Annotated in this window: 16 protein-coding genes; 8 read left to right on the top strand and 8 right to left on the bottom strand. The window is 74.2% G+C overall.

Going from position 1 to position 18,635, the window contains the following annotated elements; genetic code table 11:
• Positions 1-20: 20 nt before the first annotated feature.
• Positions 21-1,253: a hypothetical protein gene (locus JOD66_RS14205; RefSeq protein ID WP_204837495.1), complete on the bottom strand. Its 1,233-nt coding sequence runs from the start codon at positions 1,251-1,253 to the stop codon at positions 21-23.
• 106 nt (positions 1,254-1,359) lie between these two features.
• Positions 1,360-3,480 (bottom strand): RecQ family ATP-dependent DNA helicase, encoded by a 2,121-nt coding sequence (locus JOD66_RS14200; RefSeq protein WP_204837494.1) that lies wholly within the window; start codon positions 3,478-3,480, stop codon positions 1,360-1,362.
• A 166-nt stretch (positions 3,481-3,646) separates the two neighbouring features.
• Here JOD66_RS14200 and JOD66_RS14195 point away from each other — a divergent pair, with 166 nt between their 5' ends.
• Complete coding sequence (locus tag JOD66_RS14195) at positions 3,647-3,853, top strand: PIN domain-containing protein (RefSeq protein WP_204837493.1); 207 nt, start codon at positions 3,647-3,649, stop codon at positions 3,851-3,853.
• Positions 3,854-3,999: 146 nt separating this feature from the next.
• Here the strand turns inward: JOD66_RS14195 and JOD66_RS14190 are convergent, their stop codons facing one another.
• Entirely contained in the window at positions 4,000-5,619 is a 1,620-nt protein-coding gene (locus tag JOD66_RS14190) for a helix-turn-helix domain-containing protein (protein WP_204837492.1), read from the bottom strand.
• Between the two features lie 150 nt (positions 5,620-5,769).
• On the opposite strand from JOD66_RS14190, the gene JOD66_RS14185 reads away from it, so the two are divergent.
• The gene (locus tag JOD66_RS14185) at positions 5,770-6,354 is read left to right on the top strand and encodes a hypothetical protein (protein WP_204837491.1); all 585 of its coding nucleotides are present in this window, start codon (positions 5,770-5,772) and stop codon (positions 6,352-6,354) included.
• Positions 6,355-6,423: 69 nt separating this feature from the next.
• Positions 6,424-7,026: a hypothetical protein gene (locus JOD66_RS14180; RefSeq protein WP_204837490.1), complete on the top strand. Its 603-nt coding sequence runs from the start codon at positions 6,424-6,426 to the stop codon at positions 7,024-7,026.
• A gap of 50 nt (positions 7,027-7,076) precedes the next feature.
• Here the strand turns inward: JOD66_RS14180 and JOD66_RS14175 are convergent, their stop codons facing one another.
• A complete protein-coding gene (locus tag JOD66_RS14175) occupies positions 7,077-7,616 on the bottom strand; it encodes a hypothetical protein (protein WP_204837489.1) in 540 nt (179 codons plus the stop codon).
• Positions 7,617-7,846: 230 nt separating this feature from the next.
• A complete protein-coding gene (locus tag JOD66_RS14170) occupies positions 7,847-9,832 on the bottom strand; it encodes a M13 family metallopeptidase (protein ID WP_307823521.1) in 1,986 nt (661 codons plus the stop codon).
• Between the two features lie 72 nt (positions 9,833-9,904).
• Here JOD66_RS14170 and JOD66_RS14165 point away from each other — a divergent pair, with 72 nt between their 5' ends.
• The 4 genes from JOD66_RS14165 to JOD66_RS14150 all read left to right on the top strand — a co-directional run bounded on the left by JOD66_RS14165 (position 9,905) and on the right by JOD66_RS14150 (position 13,485).
• A complete protein-coding gene (locus tag JOD66_RS14165; RefSeq protein ID WP_204837488.1) occupies positions 9,905-11,566 on the top strand; it encodes a TolB-like translocation protein in 1,662 nt (553 codons plus the stop codon).
• 87 nt (positions 11,567-11,653) lie between these two features.
• Entirely contained in the window at positions 11,654-12,187 is a 534-nt protein-coding gene (locus JOD66_RS14160; protein ID WP_204837487.1) for a CAP domain-containing protein, read from the top strand.
• 105 nt (positions 12,188-12,292) lie between these two features.
• On the top strand, positions 12,293-12,943 hold the full coding sequence (locus JOD66_RS14155) for a CAP domain-containing protein (RefSeq protein WP_204837486.1): 651 nt from the start codon (positions 12,293-12,295) through the stop codon (positions 12,941-12,943).
• 35 nt (positions 12,944-12,978) lie between these two features.
• Entirely contained in the window at positions 12,979-13,485 is a 507-nt protein-coding gene (locus JOD66_RS14150; protein WP_204837485.1) for a CAP domain-containing protein, read from the top strand.
• Between the two features lie 19 nt (positions 13,486-13,504).
• Here JOD66_RS14150 and JOD66_RS14145 read toward each other — a convergent pair whose 3' ends face one another.
• A complete protein-coding gene (locus tag JOD66_RS14145) occupies positions 13,505-14,692 on the bottom strand; it encodes a hypothetical protein (RefSeq protein WP_204837484.1) in 1,188 nt (395 codons plus the stop codon).
• A gap of 26 nt (positions 14,693-14,718) precedes the next feature.
• A complete protein-coding gene (locus JOD66_RS14140) occupies positions 14,719-15,684 on the bottom strand; it encodes an NADPH:quinone oxidoreductase family protein (RefSeq protein ID WP_204837483.1) in 966 nt (321 codons plus the stop codon).
• 55 nt (positions 15,685-15,739) lie between these two features.
• On the opposite strand from JOD66_RS14140, the gene JOD66_RS14135 reads away from it, so the two are divergent.
• Positions 15,740-17,242: a hypothetical protein gene (locus tag JOD66_RS14135; protein WP_204837482.1), complete on the top strand. Its 1,503-nt coding sequence runs from the start codon at positions 15,740-15,742 to the stop codon at positions 17,240-17,242.
• 23 nt (positions 17,243-17,265) lie between these two features.
• Here the strand turns inward: JOD66_RS14135 and JOD66_RS14130 are convergent, their stop codons facing one another.
• Complete coding sequence (locus JOD66_RS14130) at positions 17,266-18,630, bottom strand: GH1 family beta-glucosidase (protein WP_307823519.1); 1,365 nt, start codon at positions 18,628-18,630, stop codon at positions 17,266-17,268.
• Between the last annotated feature and the right edge of the window lie 5 nt (positions 18,631-18,635).

Below are 18,635 nucleotides of genomic sequence, written 5' to 3'. Positions count from 1 at the left end.
GCCGGCTCCTCGCCCGGCTCCTAGCCCGTCGTACGACGGCCGCGCAGCCGGGCGAGGAACGCCCCGCCGAGCAGCAGCACCCCTCCGGCGACGGCGGTGCTCGCCGCCCACCAGGTCGGGTGCTCGGCCGCGAGCGCCACCGACGCGAGCGGGACGCCGAGAGCGGGCATCGCGATCGCCAGGATCGAGAAGCCGGAATGCCCGGACACCGCCGCCGCCAGCGCCCACAGCACCGCGAGCGCCCCACCGATGGCGACCACCCACCACACGTCGGTCTCCCGGAACCCGTCGGAGACGCCCACGGCCGAGAACATCGACGGGTCGTCGCCCAGCAGCATCGTGGACATCCCGCCGAAGATCCCGCCGAGGAACCGCAGCACCGCGAAGGATGCGAGGATCCCCAGGATCCCGACCAGGCCGAACGCTCCGACCACGACCCCGGACACCGCGCGGCTGGGCAGCGCCCAGCCGAGCACCGTGACCGCGACGACGAACACCGCGACCAGCACCGCGCCGGTCACCTGGAGATGCTCGTCGCCCACGCTGTCGGCGAGCAGGTCGTCGAAGGCGACGCCGTAGACGAGCGCCAAGCCGAGGATCGCCACCACGACGAAGGCCGCCCGGCGCGCCGCGACGTACCCGATCACCGCGAGCACGACCATCACGCCGCCGATCAGGTACGCCACCCAGCTGTCGTCGCGGTCGAGGCCGATCCCGATCAGCAGGCCGGCGGCCAGGATCCCGACCGTGCCGGGCCAGGTGACCACCTCCTCCCGCGGGCGCCCACCGACCCGGCTCACCAGCGCTCCGAGGACCGCGATGGCCAGCAGCACCGCGGCCGCGCCCAGGGCGACCCCGAAGTTGGACCAGTCGAGGCCGTCGCCGCCACTGCGACTGCGGAAGCCGCCGATGACGACCGCGGCCCCGAGCAGGCCGGCACCCAGCGCCACCACCGCTCCGGTGACCCCGGACCGGCCGACCCCGGCCGGCTGGACCGGCTCGCTCGGCCCGATCGGTCCGGGCACGCCGGTCTGGGCCGGCGGCACCGGCGGCTGACCGGCGCCACGGTCCTCGGTGGCCGGGACGTCGCCGTCGTCGGGATCGGCGACGATCGCCGACGCGGGCGGCCGGATGACGGTGTCGGGCGCCGGGCCGTCGGGGGCCGAGGACGCGGGCCTCGACGACGCGGGCGGGGGCGGCGGGCCGTCAGCGGGGTGCTCGGGGGTGCCGTTCGCGGGAGCGTCGTCGGTCATGCTTCGGACTCTAGATGAGGCGCGTCCCAGGATCGCGCAGGCGAGCGGCGCTCCCTTCACAGGCGGGGAGGCGGCAGCGGCGGGCCTCGGTCGGAGCTGCGGGCACTCACCCGGCCACCCCCAGCACCAGGGGGAGCACGGCCGCCGCCCCGGCGTCGTGCAGCGCCTCCGCACCCAGCGTCTGGGACCACCCGGTGACCAGCCGGTCGTCGACGAGCAGCACCCGACGACCCTCGACGGCCCCCGGGTCGTCGAGCTGGAGCGCGCACCGGCGACTGACCGCAGCCACTCGTTGCGCGGAGTTGGTCGCCCCGCGGTCGGGACCGACCGACAGGTCGATGACCGCCCACCGCCCGACGACCGGGACCTGCAGGAAGCGGGACAGCCCGCTCGCGAGGTCGGCGGTCAGCTGCGGCTTGCGCTCGGACTCGGCGACCACGATGGCGTCCACCCGGGGCTGCCAGTCGTGGAGCATGGTCACCATCGCCCGGGCCAGCGAGTCGGGGACCGGCCCGTCGGGGGCGTCGAGCGCGAACAGCCCGCGCAGCGCCGCGCCGTGACCGAGGTCGGTGAGCCGGGCGATGGCGCGGCCCTCCTCCGCGGGCTGCTTGATCCGGCCGGACCGGCTCACCCCGATCGCGGACAGTCCGGTGGGCCACAGCTTGCGGGGCTCGATCGGCACGCCGGGCCGTGCGATGCGGTCGGCAGCCTCCTCCACGGCCGCCGCCGAGACCTCCGTCGACAGCCCCAGCCCGCCGCAGTTGTCGCACCTCCCGCAGCGCCAGTCGGGGTCGGCCAGCACCGCCGGGTCGTCGAGCTGTCGGCGGAGATAGCGCATCCGGCACTCGTCGCTGTGCAGGTAGTCGAGCATCGCCTGCTGCTCGGCCGCGCGGGCCGCGGCCACCCGGGCGTAGCGCTCGGCGTCGTAGGACCACGGCTCGCCGGTCGCCTCCCAGCCGCCCTTGACCCGGCGTACGGCACCGTCGACGTCGAGCACCTTGAGCATGGTCTCGAGCCGGTTGCGGGACAGGTCGACCCGGGGCTCGAGGGCGGCGGTGCTCAGCGCGCGCCCCTCCTCGGCCAGCACCGCGAGCGTCTCACGCACCAGCTCCTCGCGGGGGAAGGCGAGCGAGGCGAAGTAGGCCCAGATGTCGCGGTCCTCGGTGGCCGGCAGCAGCACCACCGTGGCGTCGTCGACCGTGCCGCGACCGGCGCGGCCGACCTGCTGGTAGTAGGCCACCGGGCTGTTGGGGGCACCCAGGTTGACCACGAACCCCAACGCCGCGTCGAAGCCCATCCCCAGCGCACTCGTCGCCACGAGCGCCTTGATCTCGCCGTCGACCAGGGCCTGCTCCAGCGCGAGCCGCTCGGTCTGCTCGGTCTGACCGGAGTAGGCGGCCACCTGATGACCGCGCGAGCGCAGGAAGTCGGCAACCTCCTGGGTGGCGGCCACGGTCAGGCAGTAGACGATGCCGCTGCCGGGCTGCTCGGCCAGATGGTCGGCCAGCCAGGCCAGCCGCTGCTCGGCCGTCGTCAGCCGGACCACCCCGAGCCGCAGCGAGGCCCGGTCGAGGGAGCCGCGCAGCACCAGCGCCTCGCCGCCGAGCTGCTCCGCGACGTCGTCGGTCACCCGCTGGTTGGCGGTCGCGGTCGTGGCGAGCACCGGGATCCCGGGCGGCAGCTCGCGGAGCAGGGTGCGGATCCGCCGGTAGTCGGGGCGGAAGTCGTGGCCCCAGTCGGAGATGCAGTGGGCCTCGTCGACGACGAGCAGCCCGCAGGTCGCGGCCAGCCGGGGCAGCACCTCGTCGCGGAAGCCAGGGTTGTTGAGGCGCTCCGGGCTGACCAGCAGGACGTCGACCTCGCCCGCCGCGATCGCGCGGTGCACCTCGTCCCACTGCTCGGTGTTGGTCGAGTTGACGGTGACCGCACGGATGCCGGCCCGCTCGGCCGCGGAGATCTGGTTGCGCATCAGGGCCAGCAGCGGCGAGATGATGACCGTCGGTCCGCTCCCCTGCTCGCGCAGGAGGAGGGTCGCCACGAAGTAGACCGCCGACTTGCCCCAACCCGTGCGCTGGACGACCAGGGCGCGGCGCCGGTCGACGACCAGCGCGGAGATCGCCGCCCACTGGTCGTCGTACAAGGTGGCGTCGGGGCGGCCGACGAGGGCGCGGAGGTGCTCCTCCGCACGGGCGCGGACGGCGGCGTCGGTGGGGGCCTGGGTGTCCATGCCCCGTGTCTACCAGCGGGGCCCGACACGACGCCCGTTCATCCACAACCGCTCATTCACGGGGCGGTGCCACGAGGGCGTCGTCCACAGCCCCGGACCTCGAAACGTCCTTGTGTCGGGCCGTTCGCCTACGGTGATCGCCAACTCAAGAGGAGGTGCAACTTGTGTGTATGACACGCACACCGACTTCAGCGACGCCGCCACGATCCATCGTGCGGCTCGGCGCCAGGGCCGCACGGTCCGCAACAGCGTCGACTGCCTGATCGCCGCCATCGCGATCCGCCACGATGTCCCCCTGCTCCACCGGACTGCCGACTTCGTCGTGATCGGGGAGGTGAGCGACCTGCGCGAGCAGCCCCTGCCCGGGCCCTGACCGACGACCCGACGCTCCGACCACCGATCTCCGCATTCCCGGGACAGGCCGACCACTGGCGCCGTAGGTTTCCTCCTGCAGCCGCTGGTGACCCGAGACGCCAGCGGCTGCACCTTTTCGCAGCCTGACCGCGCTGTCGTCGAGGGTCAGGCCAAGGACCACCAGATCCGGGCCAGGTCGAAGCGCGACCCGGCGTTCCAGCGCAGCAGTACGTCGCCGACGTGCTTCTCCACGCCCTTGACCGAGATGCCCAGCTCACCGGCGATCTGCGGGTTGGTGCGTCCGGACGCGACGAGCGCCGCCACCTCCGCCTGGCGCGGGCTGAGGGCGGGGGCGGGGAGCGCGGGAGCCTCGGTCGGCGTGGTGCCGCCGACAGCGGCGAGCAGGCCGACGCGGGTGGCGACGCCGAAGGCGCACAGCACGCGCGACAGGTGGGTGCGCACCGTGAGGGGCGACAGGAAGAGGGAGGCCGCGATCTCCTCGACCTCGTGGCCGGCCAGGACCAGGCGAGCGACCTCCGCCTCACGAGCCGACAGTGCCTCCCACCCGCCGCCGGCGACCGGGGGCAGTCGACGGCCCGAGCCGGCGAGGGCGGCGCCGGCGGCCCGACGGAGGGCGGCGAACCCGGTCCGGTCGCCCTCGGCGACGACGGCCCGCAGACTGCGGCAGGCCGTGCCGAGGTCGGCGTCGAGGATCCGGGCACGGGCGAGCAGGACCTGTCCCTCCCCGGCTTCGACGCCGCGGTCCTCGGCGACGCAGCGCTCGATGCTGGCGGTGAGCAGCTCGATCGCGGTCGCGGCGTCGCCCGCGTCGATGGCCACCCGGGCGCGGGCGCGTTGGACCGTCGGCTCGGTGATCGGGTGGGAGGCCAGCTCCGCGAGGGCGGAGAGCCAGGCCTCGACCGCACCTCGGTCCTGCTCGAGAAGGGCGGCGTGCAGGAACATCTCGAAGCAGATCGCCCGGTCGATCAGGGTGCAGCGGCTCAGCGCCTCGTCGTCGCCGGCCCGGAAGGCGAGGGCGGCCGCACCCGCCACGTCATAGAGCGCGATGGCGCCATAGGAGAGGAGGAGCAAGGCCCCGCGATCGATGAAGTCGCGCGGGCGAGGCGGGACCTGGGCGGCGATCGACTCCGCCACCCGGACACCGTCCTCGTCGCCGGCGTTGCCCCGGATCAGCACGGCCACGGCGTCGACGACCGGTGCGATCCGGGCGCCCGGGATGACGGAGGCGCGGACCGGGCCCAGCAGGGCGTTGGCTGCCTCGATCCGCCCGGAGAAGGCAGCGATGCGCGCCTGGCAGATCCACAGGATGGTCGCGGCGGGGTGGCCCGACCAGGCCTCCCCGGCCGGCGGGCCGAGGGCGTCGTACGCCGCCGCGGCGCGGATCCGCGCGCCGACCAGGGCTGCCTCCGCGGCGACGTACCGCACGGCGGACCACCACCGGGATCCCGGGTCGTCGGCGGTCGCGAGCAGCCGGTGCAGCTCCTCCTCGTCGACGGCCTCGGCTCCGGGGTCGCCGCCGGCGGCGAGGGCCGCCGCCGCGAGGCACAGGGCGCGGGCCCGGTCGTCGCCCGCCCGGGCCAGCCCGTACGACGCGTGCCGGGTCGCATCGGCGAAGTCGCCGAGCCAGAAGTCGGCGAGGGCGGCCATGCCGTACGCCGCCGCGCCGTCGTCGTCGGCCGCGGCGAGGCAGTCGCTGCGCGCGGCGTCCGGCGTCCCCTCCGCCAGATGCCGGAGCACGTCGTCGAGCAGCGTGTCGCGGTCCATGCCCGAACGTTCCCACGAGCCGTGCCCGCCCGACCACCGTCGTGCCTATGACCGTCGTGATGACGACCATCGTGATTACGACCAATCCCTACCGACGCCTCGGCTCCTGGTCGGGAAGAGTCGGACGCCGCGACAGATGGAGGAAGTGGCATGCGGTGGATGGGGATCACCGGCGGACTGGTCCTGGTGGCCGTGCTGGCGGCGGGGTGCAACGACGGTGAGGGCGCGGCCGCGAGCGACGCAACCACGCCGACCACCGTCGCCACGGCAACCGACACCGCCGAGACCGACGCCGAGACCGAGACCGACGCAGCAGCGCTCCCGGCGTTCTGCGACCTGGTGACCGCCGACCAGCTCGCCGCCGCCGTGGGGGCGGCGGTGACGACCAGCACCGGTCCCTTCGATGCCTGCGAGTTCGACCAGGAGGATCCCCGTGCGCTGAGTGGCTCACTGGGGGCGACGGACGTGCAGGCCGGCGGCGGCTACGAGAGCTACCAGTCCGGCACGAAGGGTGCGCTGGACTCGCCCGTCCGGCACGACCTCGACGGCATCGGCGACGCGGCGTACCTCGACATCGGCACCGTCGCCGGCGGCGAGAACCTGCAGGTCGCCGGGGGCGTTCTGGTCGGCCAGGTGGTCTACACGCTCAACCTCGCCCAGGGCGTGGGCCTGTCCGAGGACGAGCTCGTCGCGACCGGCGAGAAGCTGCTGCGTCTCATGGTCGAGGCCGGCTGACCCATCCACCTGCAAGGCCACCGGCAACCGGCCGGCACCGGCCGGCACACCACCCCGCAAGGAGCCCTGATGACCCTCGTCAGCAAGTCCGGCATCGCCGCCGTCGCCGTCGCCACCGGCCTGGTCCTCACCGCCGGCACCAGCGGCGCCGTCGCCGGCGCGATGATCACCGGCAAGCAGATCAAGAACAACACCGTCACCACCAAGGACATCAAGAACAACAGCCTCACCGGCGCCGACGTCGCCGACGGGTCGCTCGCGGGTGCCGATGTCGCCGACGGATCGCTCGACTCGACCGACCTCAGCCGAGCCGCGAGGTACGACGTGGCCGGAGTCCGCGCCTCGGGCCTGGTCACCCGCGGCGGCGCCCTCGCCCGCTTCCGCGGCGCGGCCGGGGTCACGGCGACGGTGACGAAGCTGGGCACGGGCATCTTCTGCATCAGGCTCGCGGGGACGCCGACGCCCGTCGACGCCACCACCGCGGTCCTCGTCGCGACGCCCAACTACCAGGACGACACCACCAGCGCGGGCTCCGAGAGCAACGCCATCATCGAGGTGTGGGCGGCCAACGAGACCGACTGCGTGGGCGGCTTCGCCGTATTCACCTACGAGCGGTCGGGCGGCAACGACGTCGCCATCAAGGACCAGGGCTTCACCTTCATGATCAACTGAGCCGGCCTCCCCGGCCGAGTACGACGAGCGACCGGCTGGGGGGCGGCCGCTCAGTCGTCGCGCCAGCTCTCGTTGACCAGCTCCGACCGGACCTCCCCGTCGAGGTCGGCCCACAGCGTGACGCCGCCGTGGTCGACCTCGTAGACCTTGAGGTAGATCCAGTGGTCGTACTCGTCGACCGGCTTCTCGACGTCGTACCTGCTGTCGCTGATCCGCCCGTCGCTGCGACCGCGGGCGTCCTGGTCCACCGCGACCAGGACGGCCGGGTCGACGTCCGCGAGGGCGAAGGGCAGCTTGTCGCCGGCCTGCTCGCCCATCCACTTCTCCAGGGTGCGACCGTCCCACTGCCACACCTCGGCGAGGTCGCCCGGCTGCGCCGGGGGCACGGTCACCTGCATCTCGTCGGTGCCGTAGCCGCGCAGCTCGAGGATCTGGGTGCTCCCGGTCTGCGCGGTCAGTGCCGCACCGAGCGCGGCGAAGCCCTCGGCGGTCGCGATCGGCTGGTAGCGCTCCTCGGCCGGCAGCGGCTCCGGCGCCGGCTCCCCACCGCTGACGGCCCGCACCAGCCCGACGGCGGCCAGCACCACCACGACCGAGCCCAGACGCTTCCGGCCCCGCCGGCCCCGCCGGCCCCGACCGTCACGTGCGCGACCGCCGCGTCCCCGCCCGCTGCTCGGCGCCGGGGACGGCGCCGGGGACGCCTCCGGCAGGGGACGTCCCGCGGCGTCCCGCGTCTCGCGCTCGACGTCATCGGTCCTCGGCCGCTGGTAGCGAGGCCACCGTCCCGAACCGCCCGAGCGTTCGCGAGGCGCCTCGCCGTTCACCAGATGCGCACCCGGTCCGCGGGGTCCAGCCACAGCCCGTCGCCGGGTGCGGTGCCGAACACCTCGTGGAACTCGTCGAGGTTACGCACGATGTTGGCGCGGAACTCCGGCGGGCTGTGCGGGTCGATGGTGAGGTACTGCTGCTCCTGCTCGAGGCGGCGCTTGGTGCGCCACACGTAGGCCCAGTTGAGGAAGAGCCTGGTGCGGTCCTCGAGCGACGCGGAGCCGCCCTGGGCGATCTCGAAGGCGGTGTGGGCGATGGTGAGGCCGCCGAGGTCGCCGATGTTCTCGCCGACGGTGAGGGCGCCGTTGACGTGCTCGCCGGGCAGGTTGCGCGGGGAGAACCCGTCGTACTGGGCGATCAGGGCCTTCGACTTGACCTCGAAGGCGGCCTTGTCGTCGGCGGTCCACCAGTCGTTGAGGTTGCCGTCGCCGTCGTACTGCGCGCCCTGGTCGTCGAAGCCGTGGCCGATCTCGTGGCCGATGACCGCGCCGATGCCGCCGTAGTTCTCGGCCTCGAGCGCGTCGGGGCTGAAGAAGGGCTTCTGCAGGATGCCGGCGGGGAAGCAGATCTCGTTGGTGCCGGGGTTGTAGTAGGCGTTGACGGTCTGCGGGAGCATGAACCACTCGTCGCGGTCGACGGGCGAGCCGATCTTGGCGAGCTGGCGGTCGGTCTCGAAGCCGGCGGCGGCCTGGGCGTTGGCGACCAGGTCGTCAGGTACGACGACCAGGGCGCCGTAGTCGCGGAAGCGCTCCGGGTAGCCGATCTTGGGCCGGAAGGTGGCGAGCTTCTCGTAGGCCCGCTCCTTGGTCTCGTCGGTCATCCAGTCCAGCTTGCTGATCGACTGGCGGTACGCGGCGAGCAGGTTGGCGACCAGGTCGTCCATCATCGCCTTGCTGGCGGGCGGGAAGTGCCGCGCGACGTACTCCTTGCCGACGGCCTCGCCCATCGCACCCTCGACGAACGAGACCGCGCGCTTCCAGCGGGCCCGCAGCTCGGGGGTCCCGGAGAGGGTGCGGCCGTAGAAGTCGAAGTTGGTCTCGACGAACGCGTCGGTGAGGTACGGCGCCGCCGAGCGCAGCACCCGCGAGAGGAACCAGTCGCGCCAGGTCTCGATGGGCGTCGCCTCGAGGACGCCCGAGAGGTGCTCGAGGTACGACGGCTGGCGCACCACGACCTCGGCGATGGTGGCGTGCGGGCCGCTGAGGAACCCGCCGAGGTTGGTGACGTAGGCGTCCCAGTCGAACGCCGGGCACAGCGCCTCGAGCTCGTCGGCGGTCAGCAGGTTGTAGGTCTTCTGGACGTCGCGCGTCTCGGCCCGCTCCCAGTGTCCCTGGGCGAGGGCGGTGTCGAGGTCGAGGATGCGCTGGGCCGCGGCCTCGGGGTCGGGGTGCGCGCCGAGGGTAAGCAGCCGGGCGAGGTAGGCGACGTAGGCGGTGCGGATCTCGGCGAACTTCTCGTCGCGGTAGTACGACTCGTCGGGCAGGCCGAGACCGCCCTGCGTCACGTGGAACAGGTAGCGGTCGGACTGACGGCTGTCGGTGTCGACGTACGAGCCGAACAGGCCGTAGCCGCCGATCCGCTCGAACTCGCCGAGGAAGGCGGCCAGGTCGCGGATGTCGCGCAGCCCGGCGACGGCGGCGATCAGCGGCTGGGCCGGCGCGAGCCCGGCGGCCTCGACCCGCTCGGTGTCCATGAAGGAGTTGAACAGGTCGGCGATCTTGCGGGCGTCCTCGTTGCCGCCCCCGTCGCCCGCGCCGGCACCGCCGTCGCCACCGGCGGACGCCGCGGCCAGCTCGGTGATGATGGCCCGCACGTCCTCCTCGGCCTGGTCGGCGAGCTGGACGAAGGGACCCCAGCTGGAGCGGTCGGAGGGGATCTCGGCCTCGGTCAGCCAGGTGCCGTTGACGTGGCCGAAGAGGTCGTCCTGCGGGCGGATGTCGAGGTCCATGCCCGGTCGGGCGTCGTCGAGGATGCTCACGGTCGTGAGCGTAGACCCGAATGAGTAATCGTTGCTCAGGACATCGGGCCCCCGCGCGGCCACGCTGGCTCCATGGTCCCCCGTCGCCACCTGCCGCTCGTCGTCGCGCTCGTCGTCACCCTGGCCCTCGTCCTCGGGCCCGCCCCGTCGTCGACGGCGGTGGCGCGCCCCACGGTCCGGGTGGCCCTGTCGGCCACCGACGTCGCCGCCGGTACGACGGTCGTCGCGACGGTGCGGGTCCGCGGCGGTGCCGCCCGCCAGCGGGTGAGCCTCCAGCGCCGGACGGGTGCCGTGTGGACGAAGGTCGCCACCCGGCGGCTGCCGCGCACGGGGGCGGTCCGCAAAGTCCGGTTCGCCGTCTCCGTCGCTCCCGGCGTGGCGACGTACCGGGTGGTGCTCGCGCGCCGGGGCGGTACGCCGGGCCGACGGGGCGCGGCGTTCACCCTCACCGGACGCACGCCGGGCGGTGCGCCGAGCGTCCCCGAGCCGCTCGCCACCCGGCTGGTCTCGCACCGCCCGGGTGGGGCGACCGCGGGTGACCAGGCTTCGACCGACGCCTCGATCTCGGCCGATGGCCGGTTCGTCGTGTTCGAGTCCACCGCCACCGACCTGCTGCCGGGTGGCAGCGGCGGGCTGTGGCAGGTCTACCTGTGGGACCGCACCACGGACGCGCTCACCCTGGTCTCGCACCGTGCCGACGGCACGCCGGGGCTGGCTTCCTCGCGCGACCCGGCGATCTCCGGTGACGGGCGGTATGTCACCTTCCAGAGCGGCGCGAACCAGCTCGGCGGGGTGAGCGGGGTGGGCCCGGACTCGCTGTGGCGCTGGGACCGCACGACCGATCTGCTCCAGCGGCTGACTCCGGACAGCCTCGACGACGGCGTCACCGACCCCGTCATCTCCGCCGACGGCTCCGCGATCGCCTTCGCGTCCACGGCCACCACCATCGCCGGACCGGGCGCGCCCGCCGCGAGCGACATCTTCCTGTGGCGCCAGGGCAGCGGCTTCACCCTGGTCTCGCACGGCGCCACCGCAGCCAACGGCGCCTCGCGGTTCCCCGCCATCTCCGCCGACGGCCTGCACGTGGCCTACGAGTCGAAGGCCTCGAACCTGGTCGGCATGCCGGGCGGCCAGGAGGACGCCAACGGCAAGAGCGACGTCTTCCTCTGGGATGCCACGATGATCGCGACCACGGAGCCGGTGCTCGTCTCGACCGCCCACGGCGGCCTGACCGCGGGCACCGGTGGCACCGAGGGCGCCTTCTGGCCGACGCTCTCCGCCGACGGGAGCCTCGTCGCCTACGAGACCGACGCCACCAACGTGCTCGCGACACCCGACGGCGACACCAACAAGGACGTCTTCCTGTGGAGCCGGGACGCGCCGGGCAGCCAGGTCCTGGTGAGCCGACCGACCGGGACCGGCCCCGGCAGCTCGAGCGCCTACAACCCCTCCATGTCCACCGACGGCAGCCGGATCGCCTTCCTCGGCCGCCCGGACGACCTCACCGGCGCCGGCACCTTCATCGGCTCCCCGATGCTCTGGACCCGCGCCACGGGCCAGTTCACCGACCTGGCCCCGGCCCTCGCCGGGGCACCGACCGGCGCCGCGCTCTCGGTGACGCTCTCGGGCTCGGGAAGCCACGCCGCCTTCAGCTCGTACGCCGCGAACCTGGTGGGTGGCGCCACCGACGCCAATGGCACCGAGGACGTCTTCGTGCGCGGACCGCTGAGCTGACCCGCCGCCGGGAGTCGACCGGGGACGAACGTCCCGATTTGGGCAGCGGACGCTCAGGACGGCTGAAGGGGCACCGATCGGGCCCTCATGACCCGCCTGCTCGCTCTCGTGCCGTGCCTCGTGCTCGGCCTGGGCCTGCTGGCGCCGACGGCCGCCGACGCCGGGACCGGTACGACGGCCGCGGCCCTGCTGCGCCCGGTCGCGCCGGACGTCGTCCCCACCCGCAAACTGGTCCAGCGCGACCTCGAGGACCGGGTCGTCCAGCTGGTCAACGAGCAGCGCGCCGGCAACGGCTGCCGGGCGCTCAAGCCGGCCAAGCAGCTGCGCAAGGCGGCCCGTCAGCACACCATCGCGATGGCGCGGGCGGGCGTGATGTCGCACCAGCTCCCCGGCGAGGCCAAGTTCTCGACCCGGATCACCAGGGCCGGCTACCGCGGGTGGCGGCTGGTCGCGGAGAACATCGCGCGCGGGTTCAGCTCGCCGGAGTCGGTGATGAACGCCTGGATGAACAGCCCCAGCCACCGGCAGAACATCCTCAACTGCCGGCTCCGGGAGATCGGCGTGGGCGTGGTGCTGGACGCCGACCAGCTGTGGTGGACCCAGGACTTCGGGCTGCGCTGACACCGTCCCGGGACGATCGCCGCGCCCGCCTAGTCCTTCGGGACTAGCGGAGCCTGCCCGGAGCACCGACGCGCCGGCGTACCCCGCCGTCGCACGATCGTGCGCATGCCGCTGCGCTGCCCACGACCGGTCGCCCTGGCCGCCCTCGCGGTCGTGATCACGCTGTCGGCCGCCCTGCCGAGCGCGCCCGCCGCGGCCGCGCCGAGCACCCCCGCCGTCGTCGCCTCGGCCGACGGTCCCACCCTGACCGGGACGCTCACCAACCTGCTCGCCGGCCTGCTCGCCGCGCTGCTCGGCGGCCAGCAGACGGTGCCGGCGCCGGAGCCGAGCCCCGGCACCGCCCCGCAGCCGCCGATGCCGATGACCGTGGCCGCCGACCTGGAGGACCGGGTGGTGACGCTGGTCAACAAGCGGCGGGCCCGCGCCGGCTGCCGGCCGCTGCGGTCCAACGAGCGGCTGCGGACCTCGGCGCGCACGCACAGCGTGGGGATGGCTCAGTACCGCACGATGACCCACTACCTGCCCGGCGAGGCGGGCCTGGGCGACCGGATCACCTTCGCCGGCTACCGCGGCTGGCGTCAGGTCGCCGAGAACGTCGCCACCGGGTTCCCCACCCCGCGCGCGGTGATGCAGGCATGGATGGCCAGCGCCGGGCACCGCGCGAACATCCTGGACTGCCGGCTGCGCCACCTCGGCGTCGGGGTCGTCGTCCAGGGCGACCGGGTCTGGTGGACCCAGGACTTCGCGCGCCGCTGACCCGAAACCGGCGACAAGACGGCTCCCGGCCCGCCATGATGCTCCCCGTGCGCTCGGCATTGCTTCCCCTGGCCGTCCTCGCGGCGGTCCTGCTGACGGCGGTCCCCGCGTCGTCGCGCCCTGCTCCCCCGCGCCCGGACGACGGTCCGGACACCGCGCGGATCGAGGTCCGGCTGCTCGGCCAGGTCAACCACGCCCGGCGCCAGGCCGGCTGTCGCCGGCTCAAGCCCCGTGCCGGGCTGCACGGGTCGGCGAGCGCGCACTCGGCCGCCATGGCCGCCCAGCGCAGCCTGTCCCACCAGGTCGCGGGCGAGGCGGAGCTGCGCGAGCGGATCGCCGCCGCCGGCTACCGCGACGCGGCACTGATGGGCGAGGTGATCGCGATGGGCCCGATGAGCGCCCGGGGCGCCCTCGACCGCTGGCTCGCCAGCCCGCCCCACCGCGCCCTGCTGCTCGACTGCCGGATGCGGCTGGTCGGCCTCGGCGTGCAGTCCGTCGGGTCCCAGCTGTGGTGGACCATCGACCTGGTCCGTCGCCGCTGAGCGTCGCCCGGGCGGCCGGTCAGTCGGTACGCCGGAAGCTCAGCCGCACGGTGTGGTCGTCGGTGCGCAGCGTCGCCTCGACCCAGTCCCGGGCGCGCTCGATGCCGTAGCCGTCGGTCCACCAGGTTCCGTCGACGGTCGCGGCACACCGCACGGTGTCGGCGTCCATCGCCCGGCACTCGTCGAGGGTGACCGCACCGAACGGCCGGCCGGTGGCCGGCGCCGTGAAGTCCGGTCCGGTGAGCCAGGCCCGCAGGTCCGCGCCCGTGTAGGTGGAGGGCACCCCGAAGGAGCGGGTGAAGTACTGTCCCGCGTCGTTGTCCGAGGCGTCCTCGTCGTCCGGGACCCAGTCGGCCGGCACCGGGATCGCCCGGCCCCGGGCGACCACCCGGTGGTCGACCTCCCAGTGGGGCTCGACGTACTGCCGATAGGTCACCTGGAGGTCCACCTCCGCCGCATCGCCGTCGTACGCCGGCGGGCGCAGCTCGGCGCGCACGAAGTGCTCCACCGGATCGCCGGGAGGAGGCACCAGCTGCGCGCGGCAGGTCTGGTCGGCGCGGTCGCAGCTCACCACCCGGAGCGCACCGAAGGACGCGCCGGCGGGGTTGTCGGCCCACGCGGGATCGGCCAGCCAGGCGCGCAGGTCGTCGAAGTCGTACGTCGTCGGCACGTCATAGGTCAGCCAGTAGCGCAGGTTCGGGTGGTGGTTGCCGCCGTCGTCGCCCTTCTCGGTGCGGTCGAGCTCCCAGTCCGCCGGGATCGGCACGGCGGCCACCCGATCGCCCAGCGCGCGGGTCTCGGCGGTGCCGACCAGGTGCCACCACCGGCCGTCGACCGACACGAGCACCGCCGCGCCGAAGACCCCGGCGATCATCACGATCTGGAGCGCCCAGCGCAGCAGACCGACCGCGACCGCCCTGCCCGGCGAGAAGGTGGCGAGGAGCTCCTCGCCATGTCCGACGCCGCGGGTCGCCACCGTCCCCCAGAAGCCGAACCGCAGCATCAGCCACAGCGACGCCGTCAGGGCGAACAGCCAGGACCCGATGGCCGGGAGCAACCGGTCGTCGTAGAACGCCGGGAGCAGGAAGAGCGCCCACGCACCCCAGGCGACGGCCACGGCACCGAGATGGGTGACCAGCAGGAGCAGGGCGGCGCGGCCCGCGCTGCCGTGGTTCCAGGTGGCGAGATAGGCGGAAGGCCCCTTCACGGCGCGTCAGTCGGGGTCGGTCGCGGTCAGTCGCGCAGGCGCACCACGAGCTTGCCGAGCGCGGCCCGCCCGTCCATGTCGCTCAGCGCGCGACCGAACTCCGTCATCGGGTAGACCTGGCCGATCGGAGGCTTCACCACGCCGGCTTCGATCATCGGCACCAGCCGGGCCCACTGCTGCTGGAGGTACTCCGGCCGCGCGAAGGCGTAGGCGCCCCACCCGACGCCGCGCACGTCGATGTTGTTGAGCAGCAGCCGGTTGACCTTGACCTCGGGAATGCCGGTGCCGGCGGCGAAGCCGACGACGAGCAGCCGGCCCTGGGGCGCGAGGGCACGCAGCGAGTCGGTGAACGCCTCGCCACCGACCACGTCGAGGACGACGTCGACGCCGGTGCCGCCGGTGAGCTCGAGCGCGGCGTCCTTGAAGCCGTCGAAGAGCACCGTCTCGTCGGCGCCGGCGGACCGCGCGAAGGCGGCCTTCTCCTCGGTGCTGGTGACCGCGATGGTGCGCGCGCCGAGGGCCTTCGCCACCTGGATGGTCGCGGTGCCGACCCCGCCGGCCGCGCCGTGGACCAGCACCGTCTCGCCGGCCCGCAGGCCGGCTCGCTCCTCGAGGGCGAACAGCGCGGTGAGGTAGTTCATCGGCAGCGCCGCGCCCTCGTCGAAGGACATCTCGTCGGGCAGTGCGAAGGTCGACCACCGGGGTCCGGCGACCAGCTCGGCCGCGCCGCCGTACCCACCGACGCCGGCGACCCGCTGGCCCGGCTCGAAGCCCGGGCCGGACACCACGACGCCGGCGTAGTCGACGCCGAGGGTGAACGGGGGCTCGGGGCGCAGCTGGTACTGGCCGCGGCTGAGCAGCAGGTCGGGGAACGAGGCACCCACGCTGTGCACCTCGACGAGCACGTCGTCGGGCCCAGGCGTGGGGTCGGGCAGGTCCCGCACGGCGATGTCGGCGGGGCCGGTGGTGGTGACGACCTGGACTGCGCGCATGGCTCGGAGCGTACGCGGCGGGTTTGGGCCCCGGACGGCCGGGCAGGCACGCAGGGTGAGCGACAACTACTGGACCGACCGGCGCCAGGACAGGCGGATCGAGGAGGCCGAGGCCCAGCTCGACGCCGAGCGCCGGGCCCGCAACCGCCTCGCCGAGCAGCTGCGCTCGCAGCAGGGCAACACCCAGGCCCAGTTCGAGCGCCTCACCCGCGCGTTCGTCGCCCTCGTCGAGCACGAGGACACCCGCTCCGAGCTGGGGCAGTACGCCGACGCCGCGGCCGTGCGCCGCTACGCCCGCGAGGTGGTGTCGACGGTGGTCGCCACCGGAGGAGCGGCGCTGCGCGACTCGGTGGAGCCGGCCGACGTGCCCGGCTACTGGCTGGCGGCCGCGGCCCGCGGGGTCGCTGCGAGCGCCCGCGGCGAGGCCGAGGGGGCCGGCCTGCTCGCCGAGGCGGCCCGGCGCGACCCGGGCCGGACCACGCTCTTCCTCGCGCTCCTCGGCGCGCTCACCCGCGATCCGCGCTGGGTCGCCCAGCGCACCGACGGTGCGCTGCCCACCGCCCTCACCGTCACCCACGCCGAGCGACAGGTCTGGCTCGCGGCCGCCGACGGCCGGCTCCCCGCGCCGCTGACCGACGCGCTCGGCACCGCCCTGGCCGCCCAGGTCGCCGCCACCGGCGGCGCCGGCCCCGACGAGGTCGCCGCCTGGCTCGAGGGTCGGGCCGTGCTCGGCCGCGACGCGATCGCGGCCGAGCGGGCGAGTGCCCAGCTGGAGGTGCTGCACCAGGTGCTGACCGCGGGCGGCGACGCCGCAACCCCCGAGCCCGCCGAGCCCGACTCCGAGGACCCGCTCGCCGACTGCCTGCGCTCGCTGGTCGACGAGGGCTCGCCGGGCGAGGCCGACATCCTCGACCGGATGGCCGTCGCCCGGGCCGACATGGGCTTCCTCGACGAGCGGATCGCCGCCGACGCCCCGGGCTGGAACGCCGCCGCCGGCGACGTCCTCAGCCTGCTGCTGGCCGACCTGGCCGCGCCGGCGACGAGCGGCCGCTACACCCTGGCCCGCCGTGCCCTCACCCCCGTCCTGCGCGGGATCGCCGGCGAGCTGGCCCAGCAGGCCGCCGTACCCGCGCCGGAGACCCGGACCGTCGACGCGGCCGGCGAGGTGCTGACCGTGCGGGCCGACGGCGCTCCCACCGACTGGCGGGAGCGGGTGACCGGCGCGTTCGACCAGCGCCACCCACGCAACCGGCGCTCGCTGCCGATCGGGCTCGGGGTGCTCGGCCTCGGTGTCGCGTGCTGCCTGCTCGGGTTCGTCGCGGGCGGCTTCCTGCTGCTCGGCGTGCTCGTCGGGTGCGTCGGCGGCGGGCTCGCGCTCGCGGCCGTCGTCAAGCAGCGCGAGCTCGACCGCAACCGCGCCGCCACCCTCGCGGGTGCCGAGCGCGAGATCGCGCGAGAGGCCGCGGTGCTGCGTGACCACGCCAGCCGCAGCGCCGCGGCGGCGAGCCGCGCGGGCGAGCTGCACCGCGCGGTGGCGGGCGTGCTGGTGCCGGCCTGAGCCCCAGCTCACCGACCCGGCGGTCAGGCCGAGGCGCCGCGCCGGGCGTGCTCGGCCACCAGGTCGGCGTACCAGCCGAACGAGCGCTTCGGCGTACGCCGCTGGGTCTCGTAGTCGACGTGGACCAGGCCGAAGCGCTGGGTGTAGCCCTCGGACCACTCGAAGTTGTCGATGAGCGACCAGGCGTAGTAACCGCGCACGTCGACGCCGCGCTCGATCGCCTCGGCGACGGCGGCCAGGTGCAGCGCGTGGTAGTCGACGCGCTGGTGGTCGTCGACCACGCCGTGCTCGTCGGGACCCACGCCGTAGGCGCAGCCGGACTCGGTGATCATGATCGGAGGCACGGCGGCCCGGAAGCGCGCGCGGAAGGTGATCAGCCACTCCCGCAGCGCGTCGGGCACGACCGGCCAGCCGAAGTCGGTCATCGGGTACCCGAGCACCTCACGGAACTCGAACGGCAGCTCCGCGGTCTCGCCGGCGGCCGCGATCCGCATCGGGTTGTAGTAGTTGACGCCGTAGAAGTCGAGCGGCTGGCGCATCGTCGCGAAGTCGCCGTCGCGCACGTGCGGCTCGAGCAGCATCATCAGCTCGTCGGCGTACCGGCCGAGCAGCATGCCCTCGAGGTAGTGGCCGTTCCACAGCGTGTCGAACAGCTTCGCGGCGCCGACGTCGGCGGGGTCGTCGCTGGCCGGCCAGATCGGCGCGTGGTTGTTGGCGCAGCCGATGCTCGTGGCGCCGGCCGCCCGGAGCGCGATCGCGGCCCGGCCGTGGGCGACCAGCAGGTGGTGGCCGGCGGGCAGCGCGTCGAACATCAGCGCCTTGCCGGGCGCGTGCATCGCGACGGCGTAGCCCATCAGGGTCACGACGTTGGGCTCGTTGACCGGGACCCAGTCGGTGACCCGGTCGGCGAGGCGCTCCCCGACGATCGCGGCGTAGTCGGCGAAGCGCTCGACGGTCGCGCGGTTGAGCCAGCCGCCGTCGTCCTCGAGGGCCTGCGGGAGGTCCCAGTGGTAGAGCGTCGCCATCGGCTTGAGGCCGGCCTCGAGCAGGCCGTCGACGAGCCGGTCGTAGAAGTCGAGCCCGGCCTGGTTGACCGCACCGGACCCGGTGGGCTGGATCCGGGGCCAGGCGATCGAGAACCGGTAGCCGGGGGCGCCGAGGGTGCGCAGGAGCGCCACGTCCTCGGGCCACCGGTGGTAGTGGTCGCACGCGACCGCGCCGCTCGACCCGTCGACCACCCGGCCCGGCTCGGCGCAGAAGGTGTCCCAGATCGACCGGCCGCGTCCGTCCTCGTCGACGGCACCCTCGATCTGGTACGACGCCGTGCTGGTGCCGAACCTGAAGTCGGCCGGTAAACGGCCGGCGAGATCTCCCACCCTGTCCCCCACGGAAC

Origin of the sequence: Nocardioides nitrophenolicus (assembly GCF_016907515.1) — a bacterium.
GTDB classification, from domain to species: Bacteria; Actinomycetota; Actinomycetes; order Propionibacteriales; family Nocardioidaceae; genus Nocardioides; species Nocardioides nitrophenolicus.
This window is presented reverse-complemented; position numbering and strand designations above follow the sequence as displayed.